The 24,298-nt window shown below is 65.9% G+C and carries 22 protein-coding genes; 8 read left to right on the forward strand and 14 right to left on the reverse strand.

Going from position 1 to position 24,298, the window contains the following annotated elements:
• The first annotated feature begins 92 nt into the window (after positions 1–92).
• Genes J2Z17_RS23440 through J2Z17_RS23450 form a run of 3 tightly spaced genes read left to right on the forward strand, consistent with a single transcriptional unit; the run spans position 93 to position 3,173 of the window.
• Positions 93–1,145 carry a type III polyketide synthase gene (locus J2Z17_RS23440; RefSeq protein ID WP_209948932.1) on the forward strand — a complete coding sequence of 351 codons (1,053 nt, stop codon included), beginning with the start codon at positions 93–95 and terminating at the stop codon, positions 1,143–1,145.
• Positions 1,142–1,648 carry an isoprenylcysteine carboxyl methyltransferase family protein gene (locus J2Z17_RS23445; protein WP_209948934.1) on the forward strand — a complete coding sequence of 169 codons (507 nt, stop codon included), beginning with the start codon at positions 1,142–1,144 and terminating at the stop codon, positions 1,646–1,648. The genes J2Z17_RS23440 and J2Z17_RS23445 overlap by 4 nt, the downstream gene beginning before the upstream one ends.
• On the forward strand, positions 1,632–3,173 hold the full coding sequence (locus J2Z17_RS23450) for a DHA2 family efflux MFS transporter permease subunit (protein WP_209948937.1): 1,542 nt from the start codon (positions 1,632–1,634) through the stop codon (positions 3,171–3,173). Before J2Z17_RS23445 ends, J2Z17_RS23450 begins: the two co-directional genes overlap by 17 nt.
• 164 nt (positions 3,174–3,337) lie before the next feature.
• Here the strand turns inward: J2Z17_RS23450 and J2Z17_RS23455 are convergent, their stop codons facing one another.
• A complete protein-coding gene (locus tag J2Z17_RS23455) occupies positions 3,338–3,739 on the reverse strand; it encodes a hypothetical protein (RefSeq protein WP_209948939.1) in 402 nt (133 codons plus the stop codon).
• A gap of 273 nt (positions 3,740–4,012) precedes the next feature.
• Here J2Z17_RS23455 and greA point away from each other — a divergent pair, with 273 nt between their 5' ends.
• Entirely contained in the window at positions 4,013–4,495 is a 483-nt protein-coding gene (greA, locus tag J2Z17_RS23460) for a transcription elongation factor GreA (RefSeq protein ID WP_209948941.1), read from the forward strand.
• 46 nt (positions 4,496–4,541) lie between these two features.
• On the opposite strand, the gene J2Z17_RS23465 is transcribed toward greA, so the two are convergent.
• From J2Z17_RS23465 to J2Z17_RS23475, 3 genes are all read right to left on the reverse strand, one after another.
• Complete coding sequence (locus tag J2Z17_RS23465) at positions 4,542–6,743, reverse strand: sensor domain-containing diguanylate cyclase (protein ID WP_209948943.1); 2,202 nt, start codon at positions 6,741–6,743, stop codon at positions 4,542–4,544.
• Positions 6,744–6,948: 205 nt separating this feature from the next.
• Positions 6,949–8,070, reverse strand: coding sequence for a metallophosphoesterase (locus J2Z17_RS23470; protein WP_209948945.1), 1,122 nt, complete (start codon positions 8,068–8,070; stop codon positions 6,949–6,951).
• 177 nt (positions 8,071–8,247) lie between these two features.
• Positions 8,248–9,174 (reverse strand): AraC family transcriptional regulator, encoded by a 927-nt coding sequence (locus J2Z17_RS23475; RefSeq protein ID WP_245224314.1) that lies wholly within the window; start codon positions 9,172–9,174, stop codon positions 8,248–8,250.
• A 95-nt stretch (positions 9,175–9,269) separates the two neighbouring features.
• On the opposite strand from J2Z17_RS23475, the gene J2Z17_RS23480 reads away from it, so the two are divergent.
• Complete coding sequence (locus J2Z17_RS23480) at positions 9,270–10,097, forward strand: oxidoreductase (RefSeq protein WP_209948949.1); 828 nt, start codon at positions 9,270–9,272, stop codon at positions 10,095–10,097.
• 90 nt (positions 10,098–10,187) lie between these two features.
• On the opposite strand, the gene J2Z17_RS23485 is transcribed toward J2Z17_RS23480, so the two are convergent.
• The 4 genes from J2Z17_RS23485 to J2Z17_RS23500 all read right to left on the reverse strand — a co-directional run bounded on the left by J2Z17_RS23485 (position 10,188) and on the right by J2Z17_RS23500 (position 15,917).
• The gene (locus tag J2Z17_RS23485; RefSeq protein ID WP_245224315.1) at positions 10,188–11,840 is read right to left on the reverse strand and encodes a BCCT family transporter; all 1,653 of its coding nucleotides are present in this window, start codon (positions 11,838–11,840) and stop codon (positions 10,188–10,190) included.
• Between the two features lie 230 nt (positions 11,841–12,070).
• Positions 12,071–13,570, reverse strand: a complete 1,500-nt coding sequence (locus J2Z17_RS23490; RefSeq protein WP_245224316.1) for a methyl-accepting chemotaxis protein — start codon at positions 13,568–13,570, stop codon at positions 12,071–12,073.
• 196 nt (positions 13,571–13,766) lie between these two features.
• Positions 13,767–14,798 (reverse strand): aldo/keto reductase, encoded by a 1,032-nt coding sequence (locus J2Z17_RS23495; protein WP_209948951.1) that lies wholly within the window; start codon positions 14,796–14,798, stop codon positions 13,767–13,769.
• Between the two features lie 99 nt (positions 14,799–14,897).
• On the reverse strand, positions 14,898–15,917 hold the full coding sequence (locus J2Z17_RS23500) for an alpha/beta hydrolase family protein (protein ID WP_245224317.1): 1,020 nt from the start codon (positions 15,915–15,917) through the stop codon (positions 14,898–14,900).
• 146 nt (positions 15,918–16,063) lie between these two features.
• On the opposite strand from J2Z17_RS23500, the gene J2Z17_RS23505 reads away from it, so the two are divergent.
• Positions 16,064–16,693, forward strand: a complete 630-nt coding sequence (locus tag J2Z17_RS23505) for a TetR/AcrR family transcriptional regulator (RefSeq protein WP_209948953.1) — start codon at positions 16,064–16,066, stop codon at positions 16,691–16,693.
• A 45-nt stretch (positions 16,694–16,738) separates the two neighbouring features.
• Here J2Z17_RS23505 and J2Z17_RS23510 read toward each other — a convergent pair whose 3' ends face one another.
• Positions 16,739–17,560 (reverse strand): peptidoglycan-binding domain-containing protein, encoded by an 822-nt coding sequence (locus J2Z17_RS23510; RefSeq protein ID WP_209948955.1) that lies wholly within the window; start codon positions 17,558–17,560, stop codon positions 16,739–16,741.
• A 49-nt stretch (positions 17,561–17,609) separates the two neighbouring features.
• On the reverse strand, positions 17,610–19,166 hold the full coding sequence (locus J2Z17_RS23515) for a sensor histidine kinase (protein WP_342454456.1): 1,557 nt from the start codon (positions 19,164–19,166) through the stop codon (positions 17,610–17,612).
• A 442-nt stretch (positions 19,167–19,608) separates the two neighbouring features.
• Here J2Z17_RS23515 and J2Z17_RS23520 point away from each other — a divergent pair, with 442 nt between their 5' ends.
• On the forward strand, positions 19,609–20,028 hold the full coding sequence (locus J2Z17_RS23520) for a DUF5330 domain-containing protein (protein WP_209948957.1): 420 nt from the start codon (positions 19,609–19,611) through the stop codon (positions 20,026–20,028).
• A 700-nt stretch (positions 20,029–20,728) separates the two neighbouring features.
• On the forward strand, positions 20,729–21,154 hold the full coding sequence (locus tag J2Z17_RS23525; protein WP_209948959.1) for a SufE family protein: 426 nt from the start codon (positions 20,729–20,731) through the stop codon (positions 21,152–21,154).
• A 135-nt stretch (positions 21,155–21,289) separates the two neighbouring features.
• On the opposite strand, the gene J2Z17_RS23530 is transcribed toward J2Z17_RS23525, so the two are convergent.
• The 4 genes from J2Z17_RS23530 to mnhG form a co-directional block, all read right to left on the reverse strand.
• Positions 21,290–22,165: a DUF6456 domain-containing protein gene (locus tag J2Z17_RS23530; protein WP_209948961.1), complete on the reverse strand. Its 876-nt coding sequence runs from the start codon at positions 22,163–22,165 to the stop codon at positions 21,290–21,292.
• Complete coding sequence (locus J2Z17_RS23535; RefSeq protein WP_209948963.1) at positions 22,158–22,691, reverse strand: transposase; 534 nt, start codon at positions 22,689–22,691, stop codon at positions 22,158–22,160. Before J2Z17_RS23535 ends, J2Z17_RS23530 begins: the two co-directional genes overlap by 8 nt.
• A gap of 264 nt (positions 22,692–22,955) precedes the next feature.
• Entirely contained in the window at positions 22,956–23,384 is a 429-nt protein-coding gene (locus tag J2Z17_RS23540) for a Ros/MucR family transcriptional regulator (RefSeq protein ID WP_209948965.1), read from the reverse strand.
• Between the two features lie 435 nt (positions 23,385–23,819).
• Positions 23,820–24,158 carry a monovalent cation/H(+) antiporter subunit G gene (gene mnhG, locus J2Z17_RS23545; protein WP_209948968.1) on the reverse strand — a complete coding sequence of 113 codons (339 nt, stop codon included), beginning with the start codon at positions 24,156–24,158 and terminating at the stop codon, positions 23,820–23,822.
• Between the last annotated feature and the right edge of the window lie 140 nt (positions 24,159–24,298).

Below are 24,298 nucleotides of genomic sequence, written 5' to 3' on the forward strand. Positions count from 1 at the left end.
GTTGAAACCTTTTCAAATGCCGGCCCGTTTGGTCTCCGGACCCGCCGTGGCGCAGCCGGCCCATGGCAAAGACGCCCCCGGCAGGACATTTGATGCAAGACACCGTGAAACTCCTTTCCATCGGGACCGCCGTCCCGCCGCATGTCATCGACCAGCGCGACGCCGCAAGGGCATCGCATCAGGCTTTTTCCTCCCGCTTTGCCGATTTCGAACGCCTGGCAAAGGTGTTCGAAAGTTCCGGCATCCGCCGCCGCTACGGCGTGCGGCCGATCGAATGGTATCTGGCGACGCCGGACTGGCCCGACCGCAACAAGGTCTTTATCGAGGGCGCCACCGATCTCTTCATTGCCGCCGCCGACAAGGCGCTGCAGGCGGCGGGCCTTGCCGCCGGCGATGTCGACACGGTCGTGACGGTGTCCTCGACCGGCATCGCGACCCCCAGCCTCGAGGCCTTCGCCGCATCGCGGATGGGATTCCGGCCGGATGTCGAACGGGTCCCGGTGTTCGGACTTGGCTGTGCCGGCGGCGTTTCCGGTTTCTCGATCGCCTCGCGGCTTGCCGCCTCGCGTCCCGGATCGACCGTGCTGCTGGTGGCGGTCGAGACCTGCACGCTGGCATTTCGCATGGACAAGCTGACCAAGGCCAATATCGTCGCCACCGCGCTGTTCGGCGACGGGGCGGCGGCCTGCGTGCTGCGGGCAACCGCCAACGGCATCGCCGAGGTGGAAATGAGCGGCCAGCACATGTGGCCCGACACGCTCGAGATCATGGGCTGGAGCGTCGAGACCGAGGGGCTCGGAGTGATCTTCGACCGGGCGATCCCGCCCTTTGCCACCGAGAATGTGGCCCCCGCGGTGACCGCGATCCTGGCGCGCGGCGACCTGACGGCCGACGATATAGACCGCTTCGCCTGCCATCCGGGCGGCGCCAAGGTGATCGATGCGCTGGAGACGGCCCTGTCGCTCGGCCAGGGCGCGCTCGACCACGAGCGCGACGTGCTTGCCGACTACGGCAACATGTCCTCGCCGACCGCGCTGTTCGTGCTCGAACGGCTGATCGGGGCCGGCCTGCCGCGGCGCACCCTGCTGACCGCGATGGGGCCGGGCTTTACACTGAGCTGCGTATCGCTGAAAACTGCCGCATGATCTGGTCTGTCCTGCTTCTGGTATTCGTGACCGTCGAACGGCTGGGCGAGCTCTGGCTGGCCCGGCGCAACACGGCGGCCCTTCTGGCGAAGGGGGCCGTCGAGGTCTCGGCCGCCCATTATCCGCTGATCGTCGTGCTGCATGCCGTCTGGCTCGCCGGCCTGTGGCTGCTGGGCTGGAACACGCCGCTGCACTGGGGCTGGGTTGCGGTGTTTGCCGTGTTGCAGGGGCTGCGGCTCTGGACGCTCTCGACGCTCGGGCGGCGCTGGACGACGCGGATCATCGTGGTGCCCGGCGAGACCCTCGTGCGCAGCGGCCCCTATCGCTTCGTCCGCCATCCGAACTACGTGGTGGTGGTCGGCGAGATCGCCGTGCTGCCGCTCTGCTTCGGCCTGCCGGTCTATGCCCTGGTGTTGACCATCGCCAATGCCCTGGTGCTGACGATCCGCATCCGGGCCGAGAATGCCGCCCTTGCCGGCGCCGCCGATGACGCCCGGCGCTGACGCCACCCCCGCCCCGCCGCCCCTTTGGGTGTGGACGGGGTTCCTCGCCATGTGCGTCGGCATGTTCATGGCGATCCTCGACGTGCAGGTGGTCGCCACCTCCCTGCCGACGATCCAGTCGGCGCTCGATATCGGCCCCGACCAGATGAGCTGGATCCAGACGGCCTATCTGATCGCCGAAGTCGTGGCGATCCCGCTCACCGGCTTCCTGACCCGGCTTTTGTCCATGCGCTGGCTGTTCGTCACCTCGCTGACGGTGTTCGTCATCGCCTCGGCCGGCTGTGCCGCCAGCGGCAGTTTCGAGACGCTGGTCTCCTGGCGGGTGCTGCAGGGCTTTTCCGGCGGCACGCTGATTCCCTCGGTGTTTTCCGCCGTCTTCGTGCTGTTTCCGGACCGGCGACAGGCGCTGGCGACGACGATCGCCGGCGTGCTGGCCGTGCTCGCCCCGACCGTCGGGCCGATCGTCGGCGGCTGGCTGACGGAGACCTATTCCTGGCACTGGCTGTTCCTGATCAATCTCCTGCCGGGGCCCGCAGCGGCCCTTGTTGCCGCCAGGGCGCTGCCGCGCGAACCGACCGCCATGGCCGAGCTTCGCCGGCTCGACGGCCTGTCGCTGGTGCTGATGGCGGTGTCGCTGGCGGCGCTGGAGATTGCGCTGAAGGAGGCGCCGACGCGCGGCTGGGTCTCGCTGACGATCATCGGCCTGCTCGCGCTGTCGCTGGTTGCCGGCCTAACCTTCGTGCGGCGGTCGTTGCGGCGGACAAGGCCGCTGGTGGACCTCAACAATTTCCGCGACCGCAACTTTCTCGCAGGCTCGATCCTGAGCTTCATTCTCGGCATCGGGCTGTTCGGCTCGGTCTATCTGATGCCGGTCTTCCTGGCCTTCGTGCGCGGCCACAACGCGCTGGAGATCGGCATGACCATGCTGGTGACCGGAGCGGCCCAGCTGCTGACCGCGCCGATTGCGGTGGCGCTGGAAAAGCGGATGGATGCGCGGCTGCTGTCTGCCATCGGCTTCGCGCTCTTTGCCGTCGGCATCGGCATGAGTGCCTTTCACGATCCGCGCTCCGACTATGACGCGATGTTCTGGCCGCAGGTGGTGCGTGGCGTCGCCATCATGTTCTGCCTGTTGCCGCCGACAAGGCTGGCGCTGGGCACGCTGCCGCCGGCGCGGGTGCCGGATGCCAGCGGGCTGTTCAACCTGATGCGCAATCTGGGGGGCGCCATCGGCATCGCGCTGATCGACACGATCATCTATACGCGCAGCGAGCCGCTCGGCACCGCCCTGCTGCAGGGGCTGCAGGCGGGAGACAGGGATGTCGCCGCCTTTGTCGGCGTTCCCGCAAGCGCCCTCGCCGCGCTGAAAGGCGGGGCAGAGACGGACCTGTCCGTCGATCTCGATCAGCTGGTGCAGACCGCGGCGACCGTGCAGGCGCTCAACGAAGCCTGGATGACGATCGCCTTCGTCACGGCGCTTGCCATGCTGTGCCTGCCGCTGGCAAGGCGCGTGGCGCCGGCGCAATAGGCCAGACCGGGCAGAACCGGTTTTCGCTCGCGCGTCCGGCGCAGACGCCAGGCAGGGCAAGCGTCCTTCAGGCCATCAGAAGCAGAGAGGCGTGTCGCGGGGTCCTGTCGGCCGGCAGGGCGGCCGCAGGCTGCAGCCGATGCGTCGGGTCGGGCGCCGGCCGGTTATTCGGCAGCGGCGAGAAACAGGTTTTCCCGGGTGGAAGACGCCAGGGCGCGCACGCGGGCATCGGCCTTGGCGATCAGCTGCTGGAATTCGTCATGCGCCTCGACATCGAGCTGGATGACGGAATTGACTTCCTCGGGCGTGTCGCAGACGCAGGCCACGGCCGAGACCGGACATGTGCCGCCGGGATAGCGCTTGCCATGGCCGGAATAGGCGCGACGGCCCCAGCGCTCCATGTAGACCGTTTCCTCGCGGTCGAGCTCAAGGGTCGATCCCTTGCAAGCGGTGACCACACCGGCCTTGCCATAGGCAAACCAGTGGTAATTCAGCTTGCGCAGAATGTATTTGCCAGTGATGTCCTCGCCATCGAGTTCGGCGGGGTCTTCAATCATTCTGATCATGACGGCGTTCCTTTAGCACTTGCAATATCGGTCAAGCGAGCCCGGGCGGCAAGTGGGAAAAACGCTGCGATCGCAGGCCTTTAGTCACAAAGTGTTTCCAATTCTTACAAGTTTTCGGATTCCCGTTAACCGCAATGACAGGCCAAGGCCCGGAAACCGGCCGGCACTATCGCCGCCCGCGGGGCGCAGGCCCGGCGTGCCGGCTTGCACCGCCCGGGGCTTTGGCCGTAATCTGGCGGATCGATCCATCACCCCGAACCGGAGTATGATCCGTTGAGCGTTGCATTCGTCAAGGAGGAGAGCGCCGAGACCGCCTCGGAGACCCAGCTGCCCGACCGGCCCGTCTCGCCACATCCCAACCTCGTGACCGAGGCCGGATTGAAGGCGCTGCAGACCCAGGCCGAAGCGGCGCGGGCCGCCCTTGCCATCGCCAATGCGGTGGAGGACATCAACGAGCGGCGACGCCAGGCCGCCGGACCGGCCCGCGACCTTCGCTATCTCAACGAGCGGATCCACTCGGCGCAGCTGATGCCGGCCCCCGCAGGCACCGACATCGTCGCCTTCGGCAGCACGGTCACCTTCGAACGGGACGACGGGCGGGTACAGACCTACCGGATCGTCGGCGAGGACGAGGCCGACCCGAAGACGGGCACGCTGTCGCATGTGGCGCCGGTGGCGCGGCTGCTGATCGGCAAGGCTATCGGCGATACCGTGACGCTGGGCACGCAGGAGCTGGAGATCACCGCAATCTCGTAGGCGCTGCCGATGCCGCGCGGGCCGGGTTCCCGGCGACACCCTGCGTCTATTTGAGCATCCGCGCCGCCTCCGGCGCGCTGATGTCGGAGATCGGGTTCCAGCAGGCGACCCGGTCGCGACCGGCATCCTTGGCCTCGTATAGGGCCGTATCGGCGCGCGAGACGAGCGCCACCGAGGTCGAGGCATTGCCGTCATGCATCAGCGAGGCGACGCCGGCGCTGACGGTGACGACGGATTTCTCGCTGCCCTCGTGCTTCATCTTGCGGCCGGACACGGCCTGGCGCACCTGTTCGGCCAGCACGAAGGCGCCGGCCTGGTCGGTGTCGGGCAGGACGATGCAGAATTCCTCGCCGCCATAGCGCGCGACGAAATCGCTCGGCCGCTTGACGCTCTGGGCCAGCACCTGCGCCACCCGTTTCAGGCATTCATCGCCACCCTGGTGGCCGTAGAGGTCGTTATAGGCCTTGAACCGGTCGACATCGAGCAGGATCATGCTGACCGGCTGACGGCTGCGGCGACATCTGAGGATTTCCTGGTCGAGCCGCTGGTCGAGCGAGCGCCGGTTGAGGAGCCCGGTCAGTCCGTCGGTGTCGGCCAGAACCTCGAGCTTCTCGGCCATGCCGCGCAATTCGATCAGGCTGCGCTTCAGCTTGGTGATGTCGGAGACGACCAGCGTCACATATCCCCTGGAGCCGATGCGCGAGCGCGCATGCAGCCAGGTGCCGTCGAACATCTCGAACTCGTCGTCGATACCGGCCTTGAGTTTCCGCATGGCTTCGCTGGGGCTGAGGCCCGGCAGTTCACCGGCCTCCTTGGCGAGTGCCAGCACCGATGGCATGAAGGCGCCGGGCAACCGGTACTTGCCGGTGATCGGATAGAGATTGCGGTATTTGGCATTGCAATAGACGATGCGGTCATCCGGATCGATGGTGACGATGCCGTCGGACATTTCGTTCATGATCAGCGCCAGCTGGTCGCGCCCCTCCTCCAGCTCCGCCTCCATCTGCTTGCGCTGGGTGATCTCGCGCGTCACGCCGGCAAGGCCGATCACCCGTCCGGTCATGCTTTTCAGCGCCACCTTGGAGGTTTCATACCAGCGCGCGGCGCCGGTCTCGTCGGGGATGCATTCGACCCGGTTGTTCACCGGCAGGCCGCCATGCATCACGCTCCATTCCTCCAGCAGCAGCGTCTCGGCGCGTTTCGGCGTGGTCAGCTCGGCATCCGTCTTGCCGAGCATCTGGCGGCCGTGGGCAAAACCGTTGTGGCGCACGACGTTCCGGTTGACCGAGACGAATTCGCTTTCGGTATTCTTGATGAAATAGAAGTCCGGGGTCTGCTCGAGCGCCGCCATCAGGATCGCCCGCTCGCCGAGCATGCAGGCGACGGCAAAGCCGGTCAGCGCGCTGGTGCCGGTGAACAGCTGCAGCGCCAGAACCTTGCTGGCCGCCGGATCGGCCATCAGGCTGATCGGCCCGAGGCCATGAAACGTCCCCCAGACCGCGATGGAGGCCGTCAGCACGACACTCATGGCCGCGCCAAGAAAGCCGAGGCAGAAGGTGGCCAGTATGATTGCCGGAAAGGCGAAGAACAACAGCGGCATGCTTTTCTGCAGGAAAATCAGCGCCAGAATCGCGCCGACGGCCGCAAGCACGAGCAAGGTGCGAAGCAGGAATCGCGGATGGGCCAGATCCTTGAGGTCCTGCTCTCCCAACACCAGCAGCAGCGGCGCAAGGGTGACCAGGCCCAGCACGTGGGCGGGGTACCAGGTGATGGCGATCTTCAGCATGTCCGCGCCACCGATCAGCGAGAGCACCGAACCGGCAAGCGCCGCCGACATCAGGCCGGCCGGCCCGATGGCGATCACCGACAGCAGCAGCATCGGCATCGGGCGGCGAAAGTCGCGTTCCTTCGTCGCCGTGGTGATCAGCGCGGCGCAGATCAGGACCTCGAGCGTGTTGCAGAGCGACAGGCCGACTGCCGTCATCAGCCCGGCACCGGCGCCGAGGCCCGCCAGCATGTTGCCCAGATAGGCCGCCGCCAGCAGATAGGGCCAGCTGGACCGCCTCGTCTTCAGCAGGATGGCCAGAACGATCGCATTGGCAAGCCAGATGGAGGCGATCTGGCCGGTGTCGCGGGTGAGCGTGATGCCGCCGAGGGCGGCGACGAAAACGAGCAGTCCGACCAGGGCCGCCAGTGCAAGGCTGAGGTGAAATTCCGGACCGCGATGGTCTCGCCGCCAGCTCGGCATGGTGGTCTTCTCCCGATATGTACGCAGTACCCTCGGGGCAATCCTATGCAGCTAGATTAAAATTTCACTTAAAGGACGTGGATACACCCTTTTGCACGCAGCGCCCGCAGCCGGCGACGACGAAACGGGCCATGCCCGGCAACGGCGACAGGCGGAGGGTCCCGGCGCGCCGGTCGTCGCACGGCATTGCGGACCGGCGCGCCGGTCAGCTTTCCGCCCGCTTCAGGGTGATACGCGTCAGTTCCGCGGGCTTGCCGAGGCGCAGGGCAAAGCCCGGCCACAGCGCCGTGCCGTTGTTGACATAAAGGGTCATGCCGCCAACCTGATAGAATCCGGAGACGAAGCCGTTATTGCCGCGGGCGACCAGCCGCTCGAGGCCGAGCACCATGCCGCCATGGGTATGGCCGGACAGTTGCAGCGCGACGCCGGCCGCCGCCGCATCGCGCGCGCCGCGCGGCTGATGATCGAGCAGGATGACCGGGGCGCCGGCGGGCGCGCCGTCCAGGGCGGCCGCCAGATCGTGGCGGGGGGCACCGGTGCCGCGGGCGGAAAGATCGGTGGTGCCGGCCAGCACCAGCTGCGCATCGCCGCGCGTCAGAACCGCATGCCGGTTTTCCAGCATGGTGAGGCCGAGGCCTTCTATATGATGCATCCAGTCGCGGTAATCGAAGACATATTCATGATTGCCCGGAATGGCGAAGACCCCGTCGGGGGCGGAAAGGCCTGCCAGCGGCGCCACATCGTCCCTTCGGTTTGCCACCGTGCCGTCGGCAAAATCGCCGGTGACGACGATCAGGTCCGCCTCCAGTGCATTGGCCCGCGCGACCACCTCCTCGGCAAAGCGCCGCGGAAAGAGCGTCGTCAGGTGCAGGTCTGTGAGCTGCAGCAGGCGGTAGCCGTCGAAGGCTTCCGGCAGGCCGGCGATCTTCACCTCGATATCCTTCAGCGGCGGCACCCGGATGGCCTGGGAGACGCCGAAACCGGCAAGGCCGAGCGCCAGGACGCCGATCGCATAGCGGATCGAGGGCGGCACGAAGATCACCTCGCGCCGGACCAGCATGGTGGCCAGGCTCGCCAGGTCGACCACGATCTGCAGCACGGCCAGCAACACGAGGGCGCCGAACAGCAGGTTGAAGGCGATCACCAGCGGCCGCGGAAACTCCGGCGCCAGGACCGAACCCGACGAGAGGCGGGCAAAGAAATGATATTGCGACCCGATCAGAAGCAGCAGCGCCAGCGCCAGCTTTGCGGCAAACGGCCAGGGCAGCGGCTGGATGAACCGGGCTGTGACATAGAGCCAGGGAAGACTGAAGATGATGTGGAACATGCGATCTCGATCGGAGCGGCGGCGGGAAGCCTTAGATGGGGCAAGACGCGCCGGCGATCAAGCGTTACCGACAGTGCAGGCAGGACGGCAGGTCCTGGTACACCCCGCCTCGCACGTGCATCGGCAAAACGCCCCGGACCTGACCACCGCGACGCGTGGCCATCGCCGCGCCCGGCGCTACTCGCCGGAGACCATCTCGCCCAGATGCCGGCGGACCCATTGCGCCTCGTTCGAGGCGGTGCGCCCGAACAGCCTGCGGAAATCGCGGCTGAACTGGGCCGGGCTGACATAGCCGACGTATGCGGCGACCTCGGCGATCGTCCGGTCGCTGCGCGCGATCATCAGCCGCGCCTCATGCAGGCGCATGGCCTTGATATACTGGATCGGCGTGCTGCCGGTCAGCGCGCGGAAATGCGCATGATAGGAGGGAATGCTCATGCCCGCCTCGCCGGCGAGCGCCGCGACCGAAATCGACGCTGCATAGGTCTCGCGGATGCGGGCAAGGCTGCGGACGATCCGGCCGACCATGCCCTTCTGCTGCAGGGTGGCGATCATGGCCGCGCCCTGCGGCCCGACAAAGACCCGGTAATGCAGTTCGCGCAGGATGCCAGGACCGAGAATCGCGGTTTCGGCCGGATTGGAGAGCACCGTCAGCAGGCGCATGAGCACGTCCTCGATCTCGGGTCCGGTCGGGCTGGAGACGAGGCTCTGCGCCCGGCCGGAGGGCGCCTCCGGCGCGCCGAAGGCCTCGATCCCCGCGGCGATCTCGGCTGCCATGGCCATATCGAAGTCGACATAGACGGCGAGCAGCGGCCGCGCGGGGCTTGCCGCCGATTCCATCCGGAACGGCACCGGCACGGAAACGGCGAGGTAATGCTCCTCGTCATAGCGGTAGACCGCCCCTTCGAGCATGCCCTGCTTGGAACCCTGCAGGACGAAGACGGCGCCCGGGCGATAGAGCACCGGCACGTCGCGCAGCACGGTTTCGGACCGGAGGATCCGCACGGTGGAGAGGCCGGTGGCGTTGTAGCCCGGCTGCGGCGCCAGGCGCGCCGCACGGTCGACCAGGGCCGCGCGACCGGACGAGCCTGCCGGCTCTCTCATAGGAATTGGCAAGACATTCATAGGTTCTGCAATCGAAAGGCTTTCCATCAGAGACTATCTGTCAAATCCATCTTCCACGCAATGAGGAACAGATCATGTCTAACAAAACCTTTTTCATCACCGGCGCCAATTCCGGCTTCGGCCTGGCGATCGCCACGGCGGCCAGCGCGGCCGGTCACGCGGTGATCGGCACCGTGCGTTCAAAGGCCGCGCGCGCCGCCCTGGCCGACAGCCTGCCGGGGGTGGCGACGGTGCTCTGCGACGTCACCGAATTCGCGCGCATCCCGGACGTGGTGGCCGCGGTCGAGCAGGCGCACGGCCCCGTCGACGTGCTGATCAACAATGCCGGCTACGGCCATGAAGGGGTGCTGGAAGAAGCGCCGCTGGACGAGATGCGGCGCCAGTTCGACGTCAACGTCTTCGGTGCGGTCGCCGTGGCCAAGGCCTTCCTGCCACGCTTCCGGCAGAGGCGCGCCGGCTTCATCGTCAACGTCACCTCGATGGGCGGCATGATCACCATGCCCGGCATCGCTTCTTACTGCGGCAGCAAATTCGCCCTGCAGGGCATATCCGAGGTGATGCGGGCCGAGATGGCGCCTTTCGGCGTCTATGTGACGGCGCTCTGCCCGGGGTCGTTCCGCACCGACTGGGCCGGGCGCTCGATGGTGCGCACGCAGCGCTCGATTGCTGACTACGACGCGCTGTTCGACCCGATCCGCACCGCGCGGCAGGAAAAGAGCGGCAAGCAGCTGGGGGATCCGGCGAAGCTGGCCGAGGCGGTGCTGACGCTTGTCGGTTCGGACAATCCGCCGCCGCAGCTGCTGCTCGGCAGCGACGCGCTGGATATGGTCTCGCGCCGGATCGAGCGGCTGCAGTCGGAGATCGACCTCTGGGCACCGCTTACCGTGTCGACCGACGGTTAGCAGAATGACACGTCGGCGCTGCCGATGCGCCGCAAAAAAGGGCCGCCCTTTCGAGCCGCCCTTTTTCATGTCTCTTGTTGCGTCCGGCCGCTATCGCGGCTCGGCCATCAGGCCCTTGACCAGCGCGTAGGAGGCGCCGAGGAGGACGAGGGTGAACGGCAGGCCGGTCGATACCGCCATGGCCTGCAGTGCCACCAGTCCGCCGCCAAGCAGCAGCGAGATGGCGAGCAGGCCCTCGAAGGTGGCCCAGAAGACGCGCTGCGGTACCGGGGCATTGACCTTGCCGCCGGCCGAGATCGTGTCGATCACCAGCGAGCCGCTATCCGACGAGGTGACGAAGAAGACCACCACCAGCAGGATGCCGACCAGCGAGGTGATGCCGGTGAGCGGCAGATGCGCCAGCATCTCGAACAGCTTGATCTCGAGGGCTGCGTCCTGCACCGAGGTCAGGCCCTGGTCGATGACCTGGCTGATCGCGGTGCCGCCGAGGGCCGTCATCCAGATCACCGAGACGATCGAGGGGATCAGCAGGACGGCGACGAGGAATTCGCGCACCGTGCGGCCACGGCTGACGCGGGCGATGAACATGCCGACAAACGGCGACCACGAGATCCACCATGCCCAGTAGAAGGCGGTCCAGCCCTGGCGGAAATTGTCGTCGGTGCGGCCGAACGGGTTCGACAGCGCCGGCAGATATTCCGCATAGGCGGCCAGGTTGAGGAAGAAGCCCTTGAAGATCTGCAAAGTCGGACCGGCCAGAATGATGAACATCAGCAGCAGGAAGGCCAGCAGCATGTTGAGTTCCGACAGCCGCTTGACCCCGCTGTCCATGCCGGCAACGACCGAGGCCGTGGCAATGCCGGTGATGAAGATGATCAGGAACACCATGCCGCCGGTGGTGGTGCCGAAGCCGAACAGGAAGTCGAGACCGGCCGAGGCCTGTTGCGCGCCGATGCCGAGCGAGGTCGACAGGCCGAAGATCGTGGCAAAGATCGCCAGGATGTCGATGACGTGTCCGCGCCAGCCCCACACCTTCTCGCCGAAGATCGGGTAGAAGATCGAGCGCAGGGTCAGCGGCAGGCCCTTGTTGTACGAAAACAGCGCCAGCGACAGGGCGACGATCGCATAGATCGCCCAGGGGTGCAGCGCCCAGTGGAAGATGGTGGCGGCCATGGCGAGGCGACGGGCGCCCTCGGCATCGCCGGCGGCTCCGTCGAGCGGCGCCCAGTCGGTGCGCACGCCGTTCTCGATGGTCGGGCCGTCAAAGGCGGCGGTATAATTGCCGAGCGGCTCGGACACGCCGTAGAACATCAGGCCGATGCCCATGCCGGCGGCAAACAGCATCGAGAACCACGAGACATAGCTGTAGTCGGGCCGCGCATCCGGGCCGCCGAGCCGAACCTTGCCGAGCGGCACGAAGATCAGCACGACCGCCAGGATGAGAAAGACATTGCCGGACAGCAGGAAGAACCAGTCGAGATTGCCGGTGAGGAAATCGCGCAACCCGGTAAAGACCGGCTCCAGCGTCGTCTGGAACATCAGCGTCAGGATGGTGAAGGCGAGGATGGCCAGCGCCGAGATGGCGAAAACCGGGTTGTGGATGTCGAGTTCGAGAAAGCTGCGCCGATAGGCGAAATTGTCCTGGCCGATCTCGTAGTCGGTCTCGATGACCTGGGTTGCACCTTCCGGGGCCGGAATGGCCTCGATTTCGGTGTTTTCGGGAATATCCCTGTTGTCGTCCAAACCGCTCTCCTTTGTCGTCAGAACATTGGGGAAGTCAGCGATCGACGGGCGTCCCCCGCCGCCGATCGCGCGTGAAGGTTGGCTAATTGAGGCAGAATAGGGGCTAGTTCAACCCCTGTCTGTCTCACGATCGCCCAAAAAACGGGCAGATGCGACAGGAGCCTGAACTAATTGCGGCGGGTTTCCGCAGCGCTAAAGTCCGCACGACCGACTACGGAAATTAAACGTTTTCAGAGCTTTACGGCAATGCGCAGACCACCCCAGTGGCGGCCCTTGATGGTGATCGGAGCGGAGATATCCTTCATCAGAACAAAATTTCCCCCACCCATGTCGCGGCGGTAGGTCTGGACCAGGAAGGGCGCGGTCGAGCGACCGGCGGCAAGGCCGACCCGATCGTTGAAGATCCGCCGGTTGCGGCAATGGGCGGTGTTCCAGACACTGTCGCCGGGCCGCTGGGCCTGCGAGAACTTCGCGTTATGGGTCGGCAGATAGCCATTGTCGTCGACCGCGGCGCAAAAGCCGACACGGTCGTCGCTGGCCGCGACCGGTTCGATGATTGCCGGCAGAAGGCGGTCTGCAAGCTCGGTAAAGGCGGCCATGACCTGGGGCGGATCCGAGCCCGGGATCGGCCGATAGCTGCGGTCGAACAGCCGGGCAAGGTCGATCGCCCCACGGTCGACGGCGGTCTCGAAGGCCTGCGCGATCTGCGCTGCGACATCGAGCGCGGTGCCGATCCAGCGGCTGTCGGCAGTCTCGACGCCGGCCTCGGCGATCCGCTGGATCAGCCGCTCCGACAGGCCGACCATGCGGTCGACCCGGCCGCTGGCGCCCTGCAGCTGCCGGTCGGACTGTTCCACATCGCCGGTCAGTTCGCCGAGCACGTCGATGAAGGCGGCGCATTCCTGCTCGACGGTCTTCGTCGTGCCGGCCATCATCACGGCGCTGTCGAGCACCCGGGTGATCACCGCTTCCATGGCGCCGAAGGCATCGCTCATCTCCTGCGAGGTCTGGCGCACGCCGACGGCATTGCGGCTGGCTCCGGTGCCGGCCTCCGACAGGCGGTTGATCTTGTCGCGCAATTCGACCAGCGTCGCCTGGATCGCGCCGGTGGCATGGGTGGTCTGCAGCGACAGGGCGCGGATTTCGCTGGCAACGACGGCAAAGCCCTTGCCTGCCTCGCCGGCGCGTGCCGCCTCGATCGCGGCGTTCAGCGCCAGAAGATTGGTCTGGCGGGCAATCGTGCCGATCTCGGTCGCCACCTTGTCGACATCTGCCAGCGACTGGCCGAAGCCGCCGATCTCCCCGCTGATCCGGGAGGAGACCTCGACCAGGCTGTCGATTGCGGTCACGGCGCCGGCCATGCGCTCGGAGGACTTCGCCAGCATGTCGCGGGCGTCGCTGGCGGTTGCGTCGATTTCGCCGAGCGTGCCGGCGACCTTGCGGTTGATCGCGGCGATCGCCTGGGCATTGGTGGCAATCCGGGAGAACTGGCCGGCATGGCGCTTCGACATCTGCGCCAGGTCCTGGACGGTGCCGGCGATGTCGACCAGATCGAGCCCGAGCGTCGAGGTGTCCTCGCCAAGGGCTGCGAAAATGGCGCGCAATTCATCGGCATCGGGACCTGCGGCCGCGGCTGCCGCATCGCGCGCGTCCGGTGCCGCGCCGGGCACCCCGATCGAGTGTGTCGCGTCCTCGTCGCCGGCTGCCGGCGCAGTGTGTGCCATTCCCATCAAGCCCCTCCTCCAAAGGAAACGGGATGATGCGACCGACACGGTAAATTAGTTGTAAATTGTCGCATTGCAACACATGCGTTTACGGCCTAGTCCCCTGGGCAACGGTGGACGAGGCCGTTCGGAGCCCTTGGCCAAATCGAACCATGGCGACCGAGAGGGCGGAACGCCGCCCCCTCGCCTTCCCGGCCCCCTGTCAGGCCGCGGCGCGGGCGCCCGCAGGACGGCGGCGCAGCGACGGATCGGTGACGGCGGGCGGATCGTAATCCGGAACCAGCCGGCCGACATCGCTGCCCGGCGGCACGATGGCGTCGATCCGCTCCAGCACTGCATCGTCGAGCACCACGCCGGCACCGGCCAGCGCATCGTCGAGATGAGCCATCAGCCGCGGACCGATGATCGCCGAGGTGACGCCCGGATGGGCGATGACGAAGGCCATGGCCATGTGGGCGAGCGACAGGCCGGCCTCCTCGGCCACCGGGATCAGCTGTTCGACCGCGTCGAGCCGGCGGGCATCGCCCATCTGCTCGGGGAAATATTTGACCCGGGCGCTGTCGGGCATCGGCTGGCCCTTGCGGTAGCGGCCGGTCAGCATGCCCATGGCAAGCGGGCTCCAGACCATGGCGCCCATGCCGTATTTCAGGCAGGTGGGCAGCACCTCGCGCTCGATGCCGCGATTGAGGATCGAATAGGGCGGCTGCTCGACGCGCATGCGCTGCAGGCCGCGGCGCTCGGCCACCCACTGGCCCTCGACGATGTCGCAGGCGGGAAAGGTGGAGGAGCCGATGGCGCGGATCTTGCCGGCGCGCATCAGGTCGCTCAGTACCGACAGGGTCTCCTCGATATCGGTGTCGGGGTCCGGCCGGTGCATCAAATAGAGATCGACATGGTCGGTGCCCAGACGCGAGAGGCTGTCGTCGAGTGCCTGCGTCAGCCAGCGGCGCGAATTGCCGCGCATGTTGGGGTCTTCGCCCATCGGCAGATGCGCCTTGGTGGACAGCACCACCTTGTCCCTGCGACCTTTCAGGGCCCGGCCGACGATCTCCTCGGACTGGCCCTGGCTGTAGAAGTCGGCGGTGTCGATGAAATTGATCCCGGCGTCGAGGGCCTTGTGGATCATCCGGATGCCGTCTTCGGGATCGGGATTGCCCTGGGCGCCGAACATCATGGCGCCGAGGCAATAGGGGCTGACCTTGATGCCGGTCTTGCCGAGCGTGCGGTAGTGCATGTCTGTCTCCTGTGGTTTTGGCATGGGGGTGCGTTGCCGCTGCGAAAGGCAGCCGGCCCGCGGTCTCGGATGGTTCGAAGTATGGCTGCCGGTGACCGGCTATTTCTCTTGCACGGTGCCAAGGCCGCCGATGGCGGCTAGCGCTGCCTGCGCCTGCTGCCAGGCGTCGTCGGCAAGACCAAGCTGCGTCTTCAGCCAGGCGAGCGTCATCCGCTGGACGACGGCCACCCTTTCAGGGCTCTCGTCGCTGGTTTCGGCCGTGTCATAGCCGGAAATGCCGCCGAGGCAGTGACCACCGCCGGCCATGGTGAACAGCGATTTCGGCCCGGGGCTCAGGCGCCAGGGATCGGCGTGCCAGTCGGCGCCGCGCACGGTCAGATGCGGCGAGACGTCGTCGTCGCTGGCAACCACCAGGGCCGGCGTCGCCATGGTCGCGAAGCTGACGGTCGAGAAGAAGCCGTAATGCTGCGCCGCATAGGTCGAAAGATCGGCGCCGCCATTGCCGGGTGCCGCCAGGAGGACGCCCGCCCTGATCCGCCGGTCGGTGAGGTCGACCAGGCGGCCATCCTCCGGATCAACCAGCGTGGCGCCGAGCAGCATGGCCGCCGTGTGCCCGCCCATGGAATGGCCGGCAACGGCAATCCGGCCATGGTCGAGCCGTCCGGCAAGGCCCGGCACGGCGGCTTCGACATCGTCCAGACGATCGAGGATCGCCGACATGTCCTCGACGCGCGCGCGCCAGAACAGCGGACCGCCTGGACCCTCGGGATCGAGACCGAGCGATTTCGAGCTCAGATGGGTCGGCTGCAGCACGACGAAGCCCTGCGACGCCCAGAACTGCGCCATCGGGCCATAGCCGTTCAGCGAGGACAGGTGGTTGGAACGCCCCTGCCCGTGCGACAGCAGCAGGATCGGCAGGCCGGTGCCGGTGGCCGGCGCGGTGACGCGCAGGGTCAGGGTGACCGGGCGGCCGGGAATATCGAGCGCCACCGGCGCGAAGGAGAAGACCGAAACGGGCGCGCCTGCCGGCAGGCCGGCGGCACGCCCGATCAGCGCGTGATCGCCGGCATTTTGCAGTTCGCGCGCCCGGTCGGCGGCAGGGCTGGTCTCGTGCGGCATGGCACGCTCCTCTTCGATCGTTGGTGTGGTCAAAAGCTTGTCGCCGTGCTAGCCTGCATTAAGCGGAACAGCATTCCGCATATATACGGAACAATGTTCCGTTTTGCAAGAGGCTGCGCCACCGGCGGGCGCAGGACGTGGACGCGATGGTGAAAACGACGCAAGACATCGAGGCGCAGGCGCCGCAAACGCCGGCGAAACGGCGGGTCCGCGCCGACGCGCAGCGCTCGAGCGATGCCCTGCTGAAGGCGGCCCTGGAGGTGTTCAAGACATCCGGCGTCGACGCGCCGGTGCGCGAGATCGCCGAAAAGGCGGGCGTCGGCATCGGTACAGTCTACCGCAATTTTCCCCAACGCGCCGATCTGGTCGCCGCCGTCTTTCGCCAGGAGGTCGACCGCTGCGCGGCGGCGGCTTCCCAGCTCGCGGCCGAATACGGTCCCGGCGACGCACTGGCGAAATGGCTGCAGCGCTATGTGGACTTTCTGGCGGCCAAGCGCGGGCTGGCCAAGGCGCTGCATTCGGGCGACCCGGCCTTCGAGGCGCTGCCGGCCTATTTCGAGGGAAACCTGAAACCGGCGCTGGAAAGCCTGCTTTTGCGCGCCGCGGCTGCCGGCGAGGTGCGCAAGGATGTCGATTCGCTGGAATTGCTGGGTGCCGTCACCGGGCTTTCGATGCCGACCCATGACAAGCGGCCGGATCACGCCCGGCGAATGGTGGCCCTGCTGGTCGAGGGCCTGCGCCACGGCACCAGCCCGACGCTCGATCCCGCGCCCTGACCTTCTACGCCCGGCCGTATCCGCCCTGGCGACGCCGACCGGATGTCAGAGGGCGCCGATCGACCGGAGCTTGTTGAGCACCTGTTCGTTCGGCTCGCCGGTTTCCGGCAGCCGGTAGTGATGCTCGAAATGACGGATCGCCGCGCGGGTCTGCGCGCCGGCGACGCCGTCGACGGTGACATCGGTATAGGCGATGTTGGAAAGGCCGCGCTGGATCTCCAGCACCATTTCCACCGACTGGGCCGGATCCTGCGGGACCGCGGCAACGGGTTCAGCCCGGACGGGCACCGCACTGGCGACATCGCCGCCGGTTGCGACAGCCTTGGGCCGCGGGCTCGGAAGGGCGGGGTCGGCCGGCAGGCTGGCATCGGCGCTCAGGATCGCCGCGGCCACCGGATCGACGCCGTTATCCGTCCGCACGTCGACGCGCTGGCCGGCACTCAGGTCGCCGACCGGGCGCGGCAGCGGCACGGCGGCTGTCGTCAGCACCGGATCCGCCTCGCCCGCCCCGGCCGCATTGGCCATGGCGGCGGACGGCGATGCGGCATTGGCAGCATTTTCGCGCTCGATGCGGAAGGTGGTGACGCGGCCATTGGCCTGATCGAGCAGCGGATTGCGGCGCACGCCGGCAATCGCGGCGAAATGGCCGGGCTCGCGGGTCTTCAGGAAAGGTGCCGGATGCCGGCCCGGCTGATACCACAGCGCATTGGCGGCAACGAAGCCGAAGACCACAAAGAAGCACACCGTGCCGCCGAGTGCCGCCGGATGCCGAGCGACCTGGCGGTTGATCGCCGCAGCGCCGGCCAGAAGCAGCGGCATCACCCGCGACCGGGGCTTACGCTTCGAGCTTTTCCGCTTGCGCGTCATCGCATTCACTTTCCTCTTTTCGTCCTGTCACTCGTCATCGGTCGCCCGGTCATGATGCGCGGGCAGCGGCCACCGCGCGGCCCACCCAGAGCGCCTCTTCCGCGGCCGGGGCATGCCGGTCGCCGTCCTTCAGCCGCGGCGGAAATTCCACCGGGGCCGTGTCTTCGTGCACCGGCTGGGCCAGTTCGCCATGGCCGTCGAGCGGCAGCGAAATGGTCACGACGGTGCCCTCGCCCTGGCGGCTGGCCAGCTTGAACCGGCCGCCATGCAAGCCGATCAGCCCCTTGACCAGCGACAGGCCGAGACCCGAGCCCTCGTAGCGGCGGGCATAGTCGTTATGGATCTGCGCGAAGGGCCGGCCGACCAGCGGCAGCTTGTCCTCGGCAATGCCGATGCCGGTGTCGGAGACGGCGACCGTCAGCATGCCGTCGGCAACCGCCGCGTCGATCATCACGGCGCCGCCGGTCTCGGTGAACTTGATCGCATTGCCGACCAGGTTGATCAGGATCTGGCGCAGTGCCCGCGGATCGGCGACCATGTGGCCGAGATCCGGGCCGAACCGGCTGGACAGCACGACATTCTTGTCGCGCGCCTGCAGCGCCAGCATGGCCTCGCATTCGCGGATCGTCTGGGCGATCGGGAAATCTTCCTTCTGCAGCTCGAAACGGCCCGCCTCGATCTTCGACATGTCGAGCATGGCATTGACCACCGACAGCAGATGCGTGCCGGACTGGTGGATCAGCTGCACATATTCGCGCTGGCGATCGTTCTGCAGCTTGCCGAAATATTCGCCGCCCAGAATGTCGGAAAAGCCGAGGATAGCGTTGAGCGGCGTGCGCAGCTCGTGGCTGACGGCTGCGAGAAAGCGCGCCTTGGTCTCTTCCGCGGCATCCGCCGCCTGGCGCAGCGCGCGCATTTCAAGGCGATCGATCAGCGTCTGCGTCGCGTCGCGCAGCTGGACGAAGACACCGTCCAGCCCGCCGTCGGCGCCGCGCTCGGCCACCATGTCCAGCCGGACCATCATGAACGGGCCGTCCTGGCGCTCGGGCGACGGGCGCTGCAGGCGAAGCTCGACAATGGCGTCGTCTTCCCCGAGGCGCAGCGCGTCGAGCGCCTGCAGGAAGCCGATCCGGTCGGCCACGTGAAACTGTTCGGCGAGCGGCCGGCCATAGGGTTCGCGCATCTGCCGGAACAGGGCATCCCGGTCGCGGCCGTCGGCGCTGACCACATGGCCCTGCGCGTCGAGACGCAGCACCAGACCCGGCAGCAGCGCGCTCGGCACGCTCTGGCGCGACGCAGACGGATGCGCGGCGATGTCTTCCGGCTCGTCACGCACGACGGAGACGGCAAGCACCAGCCCGGCTGCCAACAGAAGCAGCGCCAGGCCGAGGGCAAAGCCGAGCGGCAGCGCCGTCGTCGGGTCGACAACCAGAAGCAGAAGGCAGGGCAGGACAAAGGGCTTGGGCACGAAAGCCAGGAGGGCGCAGCGCATGCGCACCACATCGACCGCCGAAGCCTCGCGTCCCAGCGCACGACGAAGGCCAAGACGCGCGACATTATCGACGGCGCCGAGGCCCTTTCCTGCGATTTTACTCAATACAGACACGCATACATTCCGTGACAAAATACAGTCAGGTCACCTTAGGCAGGGCGGTTTAAGGAAAAGATAAGGGCGGACCGCGGCCGGACCGGTTAACAGAGCCCAAGTGCCCATTTTGGCACATAAATTTCAGAGCCTTCCATTCATGGTTAACAGGCCGTAAGTGCACAATTCGTGTCGGAATTAACCATTCGACGGGGACAAGTCCTGCAACCATAAGGCTTTGCCGCCGTCTTGCCGCAAACCTGATTAACGCTGTTTGCTAAACTTTGAGCCAACCGGCGGCACAAAACCGGAAGGGCGGCATTTTACTTAAACTTTGAACAAAGGCGGCTCTTTTTTGAAAAACGAAATTCGGTTTCCCCCCCTAGTCTCTGCCCAACGAACGGCCAACAGGTCTGCGGACAACCCGGCAACAACACGCCGACAGCAGGGATAGGCAAAGACAATGTGGTTTCTGATCAAAGGCTCCTTCTGGTTCACCATCGTTCTGGTTGCACTGTCGTTTTTCGGCGTCAGCGGTAACGATGCGAAGACCTCGGATGCCGGCACGCTTGATGTTGCCGATGCCGTCAGCGCCGCGTCCGGGGCCTATCAGTATCTCGCCAAGATCTGCATCGAGCAGCCCGCCGTCTGCGAAAAGGGTGCCGAGACCTTCAGTGCCGTCAGCGCCCGGGCCCGCGACGGCGCCCTCGTCGCCTTCCAGATCCTCGATTCGCACCTGAACAAGGACACCGGCGCCAAGGTTGCCGAACTCGACCAGCCGATGCCGGCCCTGCCGGGCGCAGCCAATGCGACGCTGGTGACCGGCACCGTGCCGCAGATGGCCACTATCCCGGTGCCCCTCGCAAAGCCGGTCCGTCCCTGAAATTCCACGGCCGGGGGCCGGACCCGCTCCGCCCCGCCCGTTGCCTGCCATGCCTGTCCCGCAGGTCCAACTTGAAGCCATTCCTGGCTCCCCCCGCCCCGCTCGGGCGGGGATTTTTTTGACGGGTACAACAAAGCGTGTTGGCGCGTCGGCATGTCGGAAAATGGCCGATATCACGCCGCTTTTCCAACGGTGGAGGCCCTTGTCACACGACGACTTTCGCCGTTTTAAAGAGGCCTTCGACGACTGAACCCGCCCGGATCGAAGGCGCCCGACCGAAGATCCGGGATCTCCAGCGAAAGACGCAAGCGATTCTCGACATCGAAGCGCAGACCACCCCACTGCCCTTTCCGCGGTAGCGAGCGCCGCCAGAAGTGGGGCCGCACGCGGACCGAGGTGCCGACCGGCTAAGCGTGCGCGGTTCGGTCAACCAGAGCGGTCCAAATCCCTGCCCCCGTGGCCCGGGGGATCGGTTACACACTTCTACCCCGAAGCGGCGTGGAAGCTTTCACCGACCAGGAGAGCCTTTCCGTCATTGAAGACGCGGCTGGCCAGCTCCGGTGAGCGCAAGATCGCCCGCTCGAAAAGCCAGGTCGACACGAAATGCCGACACCCCCTTTTTTTAAGCCGTCCCATGGTTCTCATCGCGCCGTCGATCCCCTATATCCGGGATAACACTCCCGAAAGCATGGAAGACGCCATGACAGCGCTCAAAGAGATCATCGACGACTTCGCCTTTCTCGACGACTGGGAGGATCGCTACCGCTATGTGATCGAACTCGGCAAGGCGCTGCCCGAACTCGCCGAGGAGAAGCGCACGAGCGACACCAAGGTGCGGGGCTGCGCCAGCCAGGTATGGCTGGTCTCGCATACCGAAGACGCGAGCGACGATCCGGTGATCTCGTTCGAGGGCGATTCCGACGCGCATATCGTGCGGGGCCTCGTGGCGATCATCCTGGCGGCCTATTCCGGCAAGCATGCCTCCGACATCGTCAAGTTCGACGCGCTCGAGCTGTTCACCGAACTCGGCATGATCGAGCATCTCTCGGCGCAGCGTGCCAATGGCCTGCGCTCGATGGTCCAGCGGATCCGGGAGGAAGCCGCACGCAAGCTCGCCGCCGCCTGAGCCGGCCAGCAGCGCCGACGGTTTTTCCTCGGCGGCGCCGCCCTCCCCAGCCGGCCTTTATCTCTTTCCTTCCGGTCTCCCTTCCCTTCCGCCTTTCCGCTTCCCCTTCCATCTCCCGTCCCCCTGCCCTTGCCGTCACAGTTGCGGGCGAAAATCGTCGGCGCCCCAATGGCGGCTGCGGGGCTTCGGCTTCGGGGGCTGATAGTGGCGGGCCAGCGACAGCAGCGCGGTGCGCAGCATCAGCTTGGCGGCGCGAACCGGCCATTGCCGCTCGCGCTCGACCAGTTCGAGTCCCTTGCCGAAGCAGCAGACGTCGAGGGCCACGCCGGCCAGATCCGGTCCCATGGCTTCCATCGCCCGGTCGAGCCGCCGTCTTGCGGCCGCCGCGCTGTCGCTGATCGCATTGTCGGGCACGCCGCGCCGGCCGGACGCTTCGGCAAGCCGCGGCGCCCAGCTCTGGGTGATCCGCGGCTGCAGGCCGGCCCGGTCGAAATCCGACGCCAGCCTGTCGGCGGCGGCAAGCGCCGGCTTGGGAAAATAGGCGACACCGCTGCGATCCTTCAGCCGGGAAAGCGGGCCGAGCGGCGATTCCTTCAGGTTGCGGCTGACCGGGCCGGAGAGCTCGCCCGACCCGGCCGGCAGGACGCTGCGCTCAATCTGCCGATGCTGGGTGGCGCAGGCATCCTCGACCGTATCGGCGGCCAGCCGCCGCAGGAAGGCGCGGGCCTCCGGCGCCGGGCGGATCGCCCCGTCACCCGCGATCAGCAGTCCGCGCCGCAGGCCGTCCGTCACAAGGTTCGCCGGCACCCGGCGCAGGCTGCCGTCGGCGGCCGCGATATCGGCGAAGCCGCCGCCGACAGGCGTCACCCGGCAGGGCGCGCCCGCCAGCACGAATCGCAGCAGCCGCCCCAGCGCTGCCATGCCGGCGTTGCGGCCCGCCTTCGCCTCCCCCCTCACCTCTGCCGTCGCCTCTGCCGTCACCTCTGCCGCCTGGCGCTTGCCGTCATTCATGATCGGCGGCCTCCGGTGCGAAGGCGGCCTGCACCACGCGCTCCAGCAGCCCGATGAAACCGTCGAAGGCGGGATCGTCGCGGCGATCCTCGATCACCGCGCAGCCATAGCTGACCGTCGAGCGGTCGCGGCCGAAGGCATCGGCCAGTTGCTGCTGGCCGATGCCGAGTGCCACATGGGCGACATAGATGGCGATGTGACGGGTGCGGGTCTTGGCCCTGCGGCCCTTGCCGACAAAGGTGCTGTGGATCTCCAGCGTCAGCAGCTCTTCGGCCATGCGCTGGATGGCGCGGCAGGCCTTGCGCGCAGCCTCGCCATCGATGCGGCATGCGCCGGGCGCATCCGGCGATGCCGCCCGCCCCTCGCCATCCAGGCGAAGACCGGGCGAGAGCGGGCCTTGCGGCGCGCCCGGCCCGAAGGGCACGAGGCACACCCGTTGCGAGGCGGTGAAGCTTACCCGGAACGGACGGGTGGAAATGACCGCGAAATATGCGGGCTCGATCTGCTGGAAAGGATCGTGGTGCATGACAAACTCCCAAAATAGGAATTATTTCATACACCCTATGGACAAACAGGTGGAAAAAGAAAGGCGGTGCAACCAGAGCCGCCCTTGAAACTGTGGACAGATTTTGGCGCCGGCCCCATATTTATATGGGATTATTTTCCTCAACCCTGCAGCTTACCCTGCGGAAATTTCCCCGAAGCGGGACGCGGGGCTGTCGACCGGAAAAGCAAAAGCCGAACCCTTGGAGGTCCGGCCTTGCAGAAAACGGCGATCCGGATCGCTGGCTTACTTGCTGCGCTTGCGGCGCTGGCCGAGACCCATTTCCTTTGCCAGACGCGAACGTGCTTCGGCATAGGCGGGTGCTACCATCGGGTAATCGAGCGGAAGGTCCCACTTGTCGCGGTATTCTTCCGGGTTCAGACCGTGGTGGGTCATCAAGTGACGCTTGAGCGACTTGAAGTTGCCGCCGCATTCCAGGCAGATGATCTGGTCGTCCTGGACGGATTTGCGAACGGATACTGCCGGCTTCGGCTTTTCGGCCACCGGCTGCGGTACGACCGGGGTATTGGTGCTGCTCAATGCCGTATGGACATCCGAGATCAGACCGGCGATGTCGCCGACCGGAACAACGTGATTGCCGACATAGGCAGCCACGATTTCAGCGGTCAGTTCTACCAAAAGGCCCTGATCGGACTCCTGGACCATTTCTGTCATAGTGTTGTCTCCTATTCATAGACTTGCCCGTCACGCCCTTCGGCGCTGTCATGCATAAAGCAAACAGTAGATCGCCGTCTCATCATCCGCGCAAAATGCAACGCAGGAATCTACCCCTAAATTCCCTGTGATGAAGCCGGCGAGCGACCTGTGGATGCAGAGTATACCGGAATGCGCGTTTGGAAATGAATATTCCGACGTGATTTCAAAAGGATTTCGAAATACTGCCGGATTTACTTACCACACAACCCATTTTGGAAGACGTGAAGCATCCTTGCTCAATATGAGCGAATACCATTCTTTGAAGGAAAGTCCAATCGATATTTTACCGATTTTTGAGGTGGGAATTCTTGGGGGAGAAAATTAGTGACTGTAAAAACACAGAAACACAACTAAAACTTACATGCGGTACGGCGTCGAAAAACCATTAAAATCCTATGAAACGATTTCATCTGTAAGATCATCGCGAACACTGGACGAATGCAGACTATATCCGACCTGATGTGCAGCTTTGGCAAGCAAATGTGCCGAAACCGGGGCAGTGAGTATAAAGAAAAGAAAGCCGGCAAGTGCGCGACTGAACGTCGCCACATCGCCCGAATGCAATCCGACCGCCAGCAGTAACAGTCCGGAGCCCACGGTTCCGGCCTTGGAGGCCGCATGCATGCGGGTATAGAGGTCCGGCAGACGGTTGATTCCGATCGCCGCCGTCAGGGCGAAAAACGCACCGCCCAAGATCAATATTGCCGTCACGATCGCCAAGACATAAGCCATTACTTGTCATCCTTTCGGCGGGATTTGCGCGGCGCGGCAGTCGTCGGCGCCGAAGGCTGTGCGGACGCTGCCCGGCCGGCCTTTCGCAACGCTCCACCACTCTTGGTTGTGTTGTCGCCTTGAGCGGCGGCGTCTTCGGA

This window comes from Heterorhizobium halophytocola, from assembly GCF_017873095.1.
Lineage (GTDB): Bacteria > Pseudomonadota > Alphaproteobacteria > Rhizobiales > Rhizobiaceae > Allorhizobium > Allorhizobium halophytocola.

Bases quoted from the DNA above. Each gene is read 5' to 3' on its own strand.
- J2Z17_RS23440 (WP_209948932.1), top strand. From the start codon at position 93: ATGCAAGACACCGTGAAACTCCTTTCCATCGGGACCGCCGTCCCGCCG.
- J2Z17_RS23445 (WP_209948934.1), top strand. From the start codon at position 1,142: ATGATCTGGTCTGTCCTGCTTCTGGTATTCGTGACCGTCGAACGGCTG.
- J2Z17_RS23450 (WP_209948937.1), top strand. From the start codon at position 1,632: ATGACGCCCGGCGCTGACGCCACCCCCGCCCCGCCGCCCCTTTGGGTG.
- J2Z17_RS23455 (WP_209948939.1), bottom strand. From the start codon at position 3,739: ATGATCAGAATGATTGAAGACCCCGCCGAACTCGATGGCGAGGACATC.
- J2Z17_RS23465 (WP_209948943.1), bottom strand. From the start codon at position 6,743: ATGCCGAGCTGGCGGCGAGACCATCGCGGTCCGGAATTTCACCTCAGC.
- J2Z17_RS23470 (WP_209948945.1), bottom strand. From the start codon at position 8,070: ATGTTCCACATCATCTTCAGTCTTCCCTGGCTCTATGTCACAGCCCGG.
- J2Z17_RS23475 (WP_245224314.1), bottom strand. From the start codon at position 9,174: ATGAGAGAGCCGGCAGGCTCGTCCGGTCGCGCGGCCCTGGTCGACCGT.
- J2Z17_RS23480 (WP_209948949.1), top strand. From the start codon at position 9,270: ATGTCTAACAAAACCTTTTTCATCACCGGCGCCAATTCCGGCTTCGGC.
- J2Z17_RS23490 (WP_245224316.1), bottom strand. From the start codon at position 13,570: ATGGGAATGGCACACACTGCGCCGGCAGCCGGCGACGAGGACGCGACA.
- J2Z17_RS23495 (WP_209948951.1), bottom strand. From the start codon at position 14,798: ATGCACTACCGCACGCTCGGCAAGACCGGCATCAAGGTCAGCCCCTAT.
- J2Z17_RS23500 (WP_245224317.1), bottom strand. From the start codon at position 15,917: ATGCCGCACGAGACCAGCCCTGCCGCCGACCGGGCGCGCGAACTGCAA.
- J2Z17_RS23505 (WP_209948953.1), top strand. From the start codon at position 16,064: ATGGTGAAAACGACGCAAGACATCGAGGCGCAGGCGCCGCAAACGCCG.
- J2Z17_RS23510 (WP_209948955.1), bottom strand. From the start codon at position 17,560: ATGACGCGCAAGCGGAAAAGCTCGAAGCGTAAGCCCCGGTCGCGGGTG.
- J2Z17_RS23520 (WP_209948957.1), top strand. From the start codon at position 19,609: ATGTGGTTTCTGATCAAAGGCTCCTTCTGGTTCACCATCGTTCTGGTT.
- J2Z17_RS23525 (WP_209948959.1), top strand. From the start codon at position 20,729: ATGACAGCGCTCAAAGAGATCATCGACGACTTCGCCTTTCTCGACGAC.
- J2Z17_RS23530 (WP_209948961.1), bottom strand. From the start codon at position 22,165: ATGAATGACGGCAAGCGCCAGGCGGCAGAGGTGACGGCAGAGGCGACG.
- J2Z17_RS23535 (WP_209948963.1), bottom strand. From the start codon at position 22,691: ATGCACCACGATCCTTTCCAGCAGATCGAGCCCGCATATTTCGCGGTC.
- J2Z17_RS23540 (WP_209948965.1), bottom strand. From the start codon at position 23,384: ATGACAGAAATGGTCCAGGAGTCCGATCAGGGCCTTTTGGTAGAACTG.
- mnhG (WP_209948968.1), bottom strand. From the start codon at position 24,158: ATGGCTTATGTCTTGGCGATCGTGACGGCAATATTGATCTTGGGCGGT.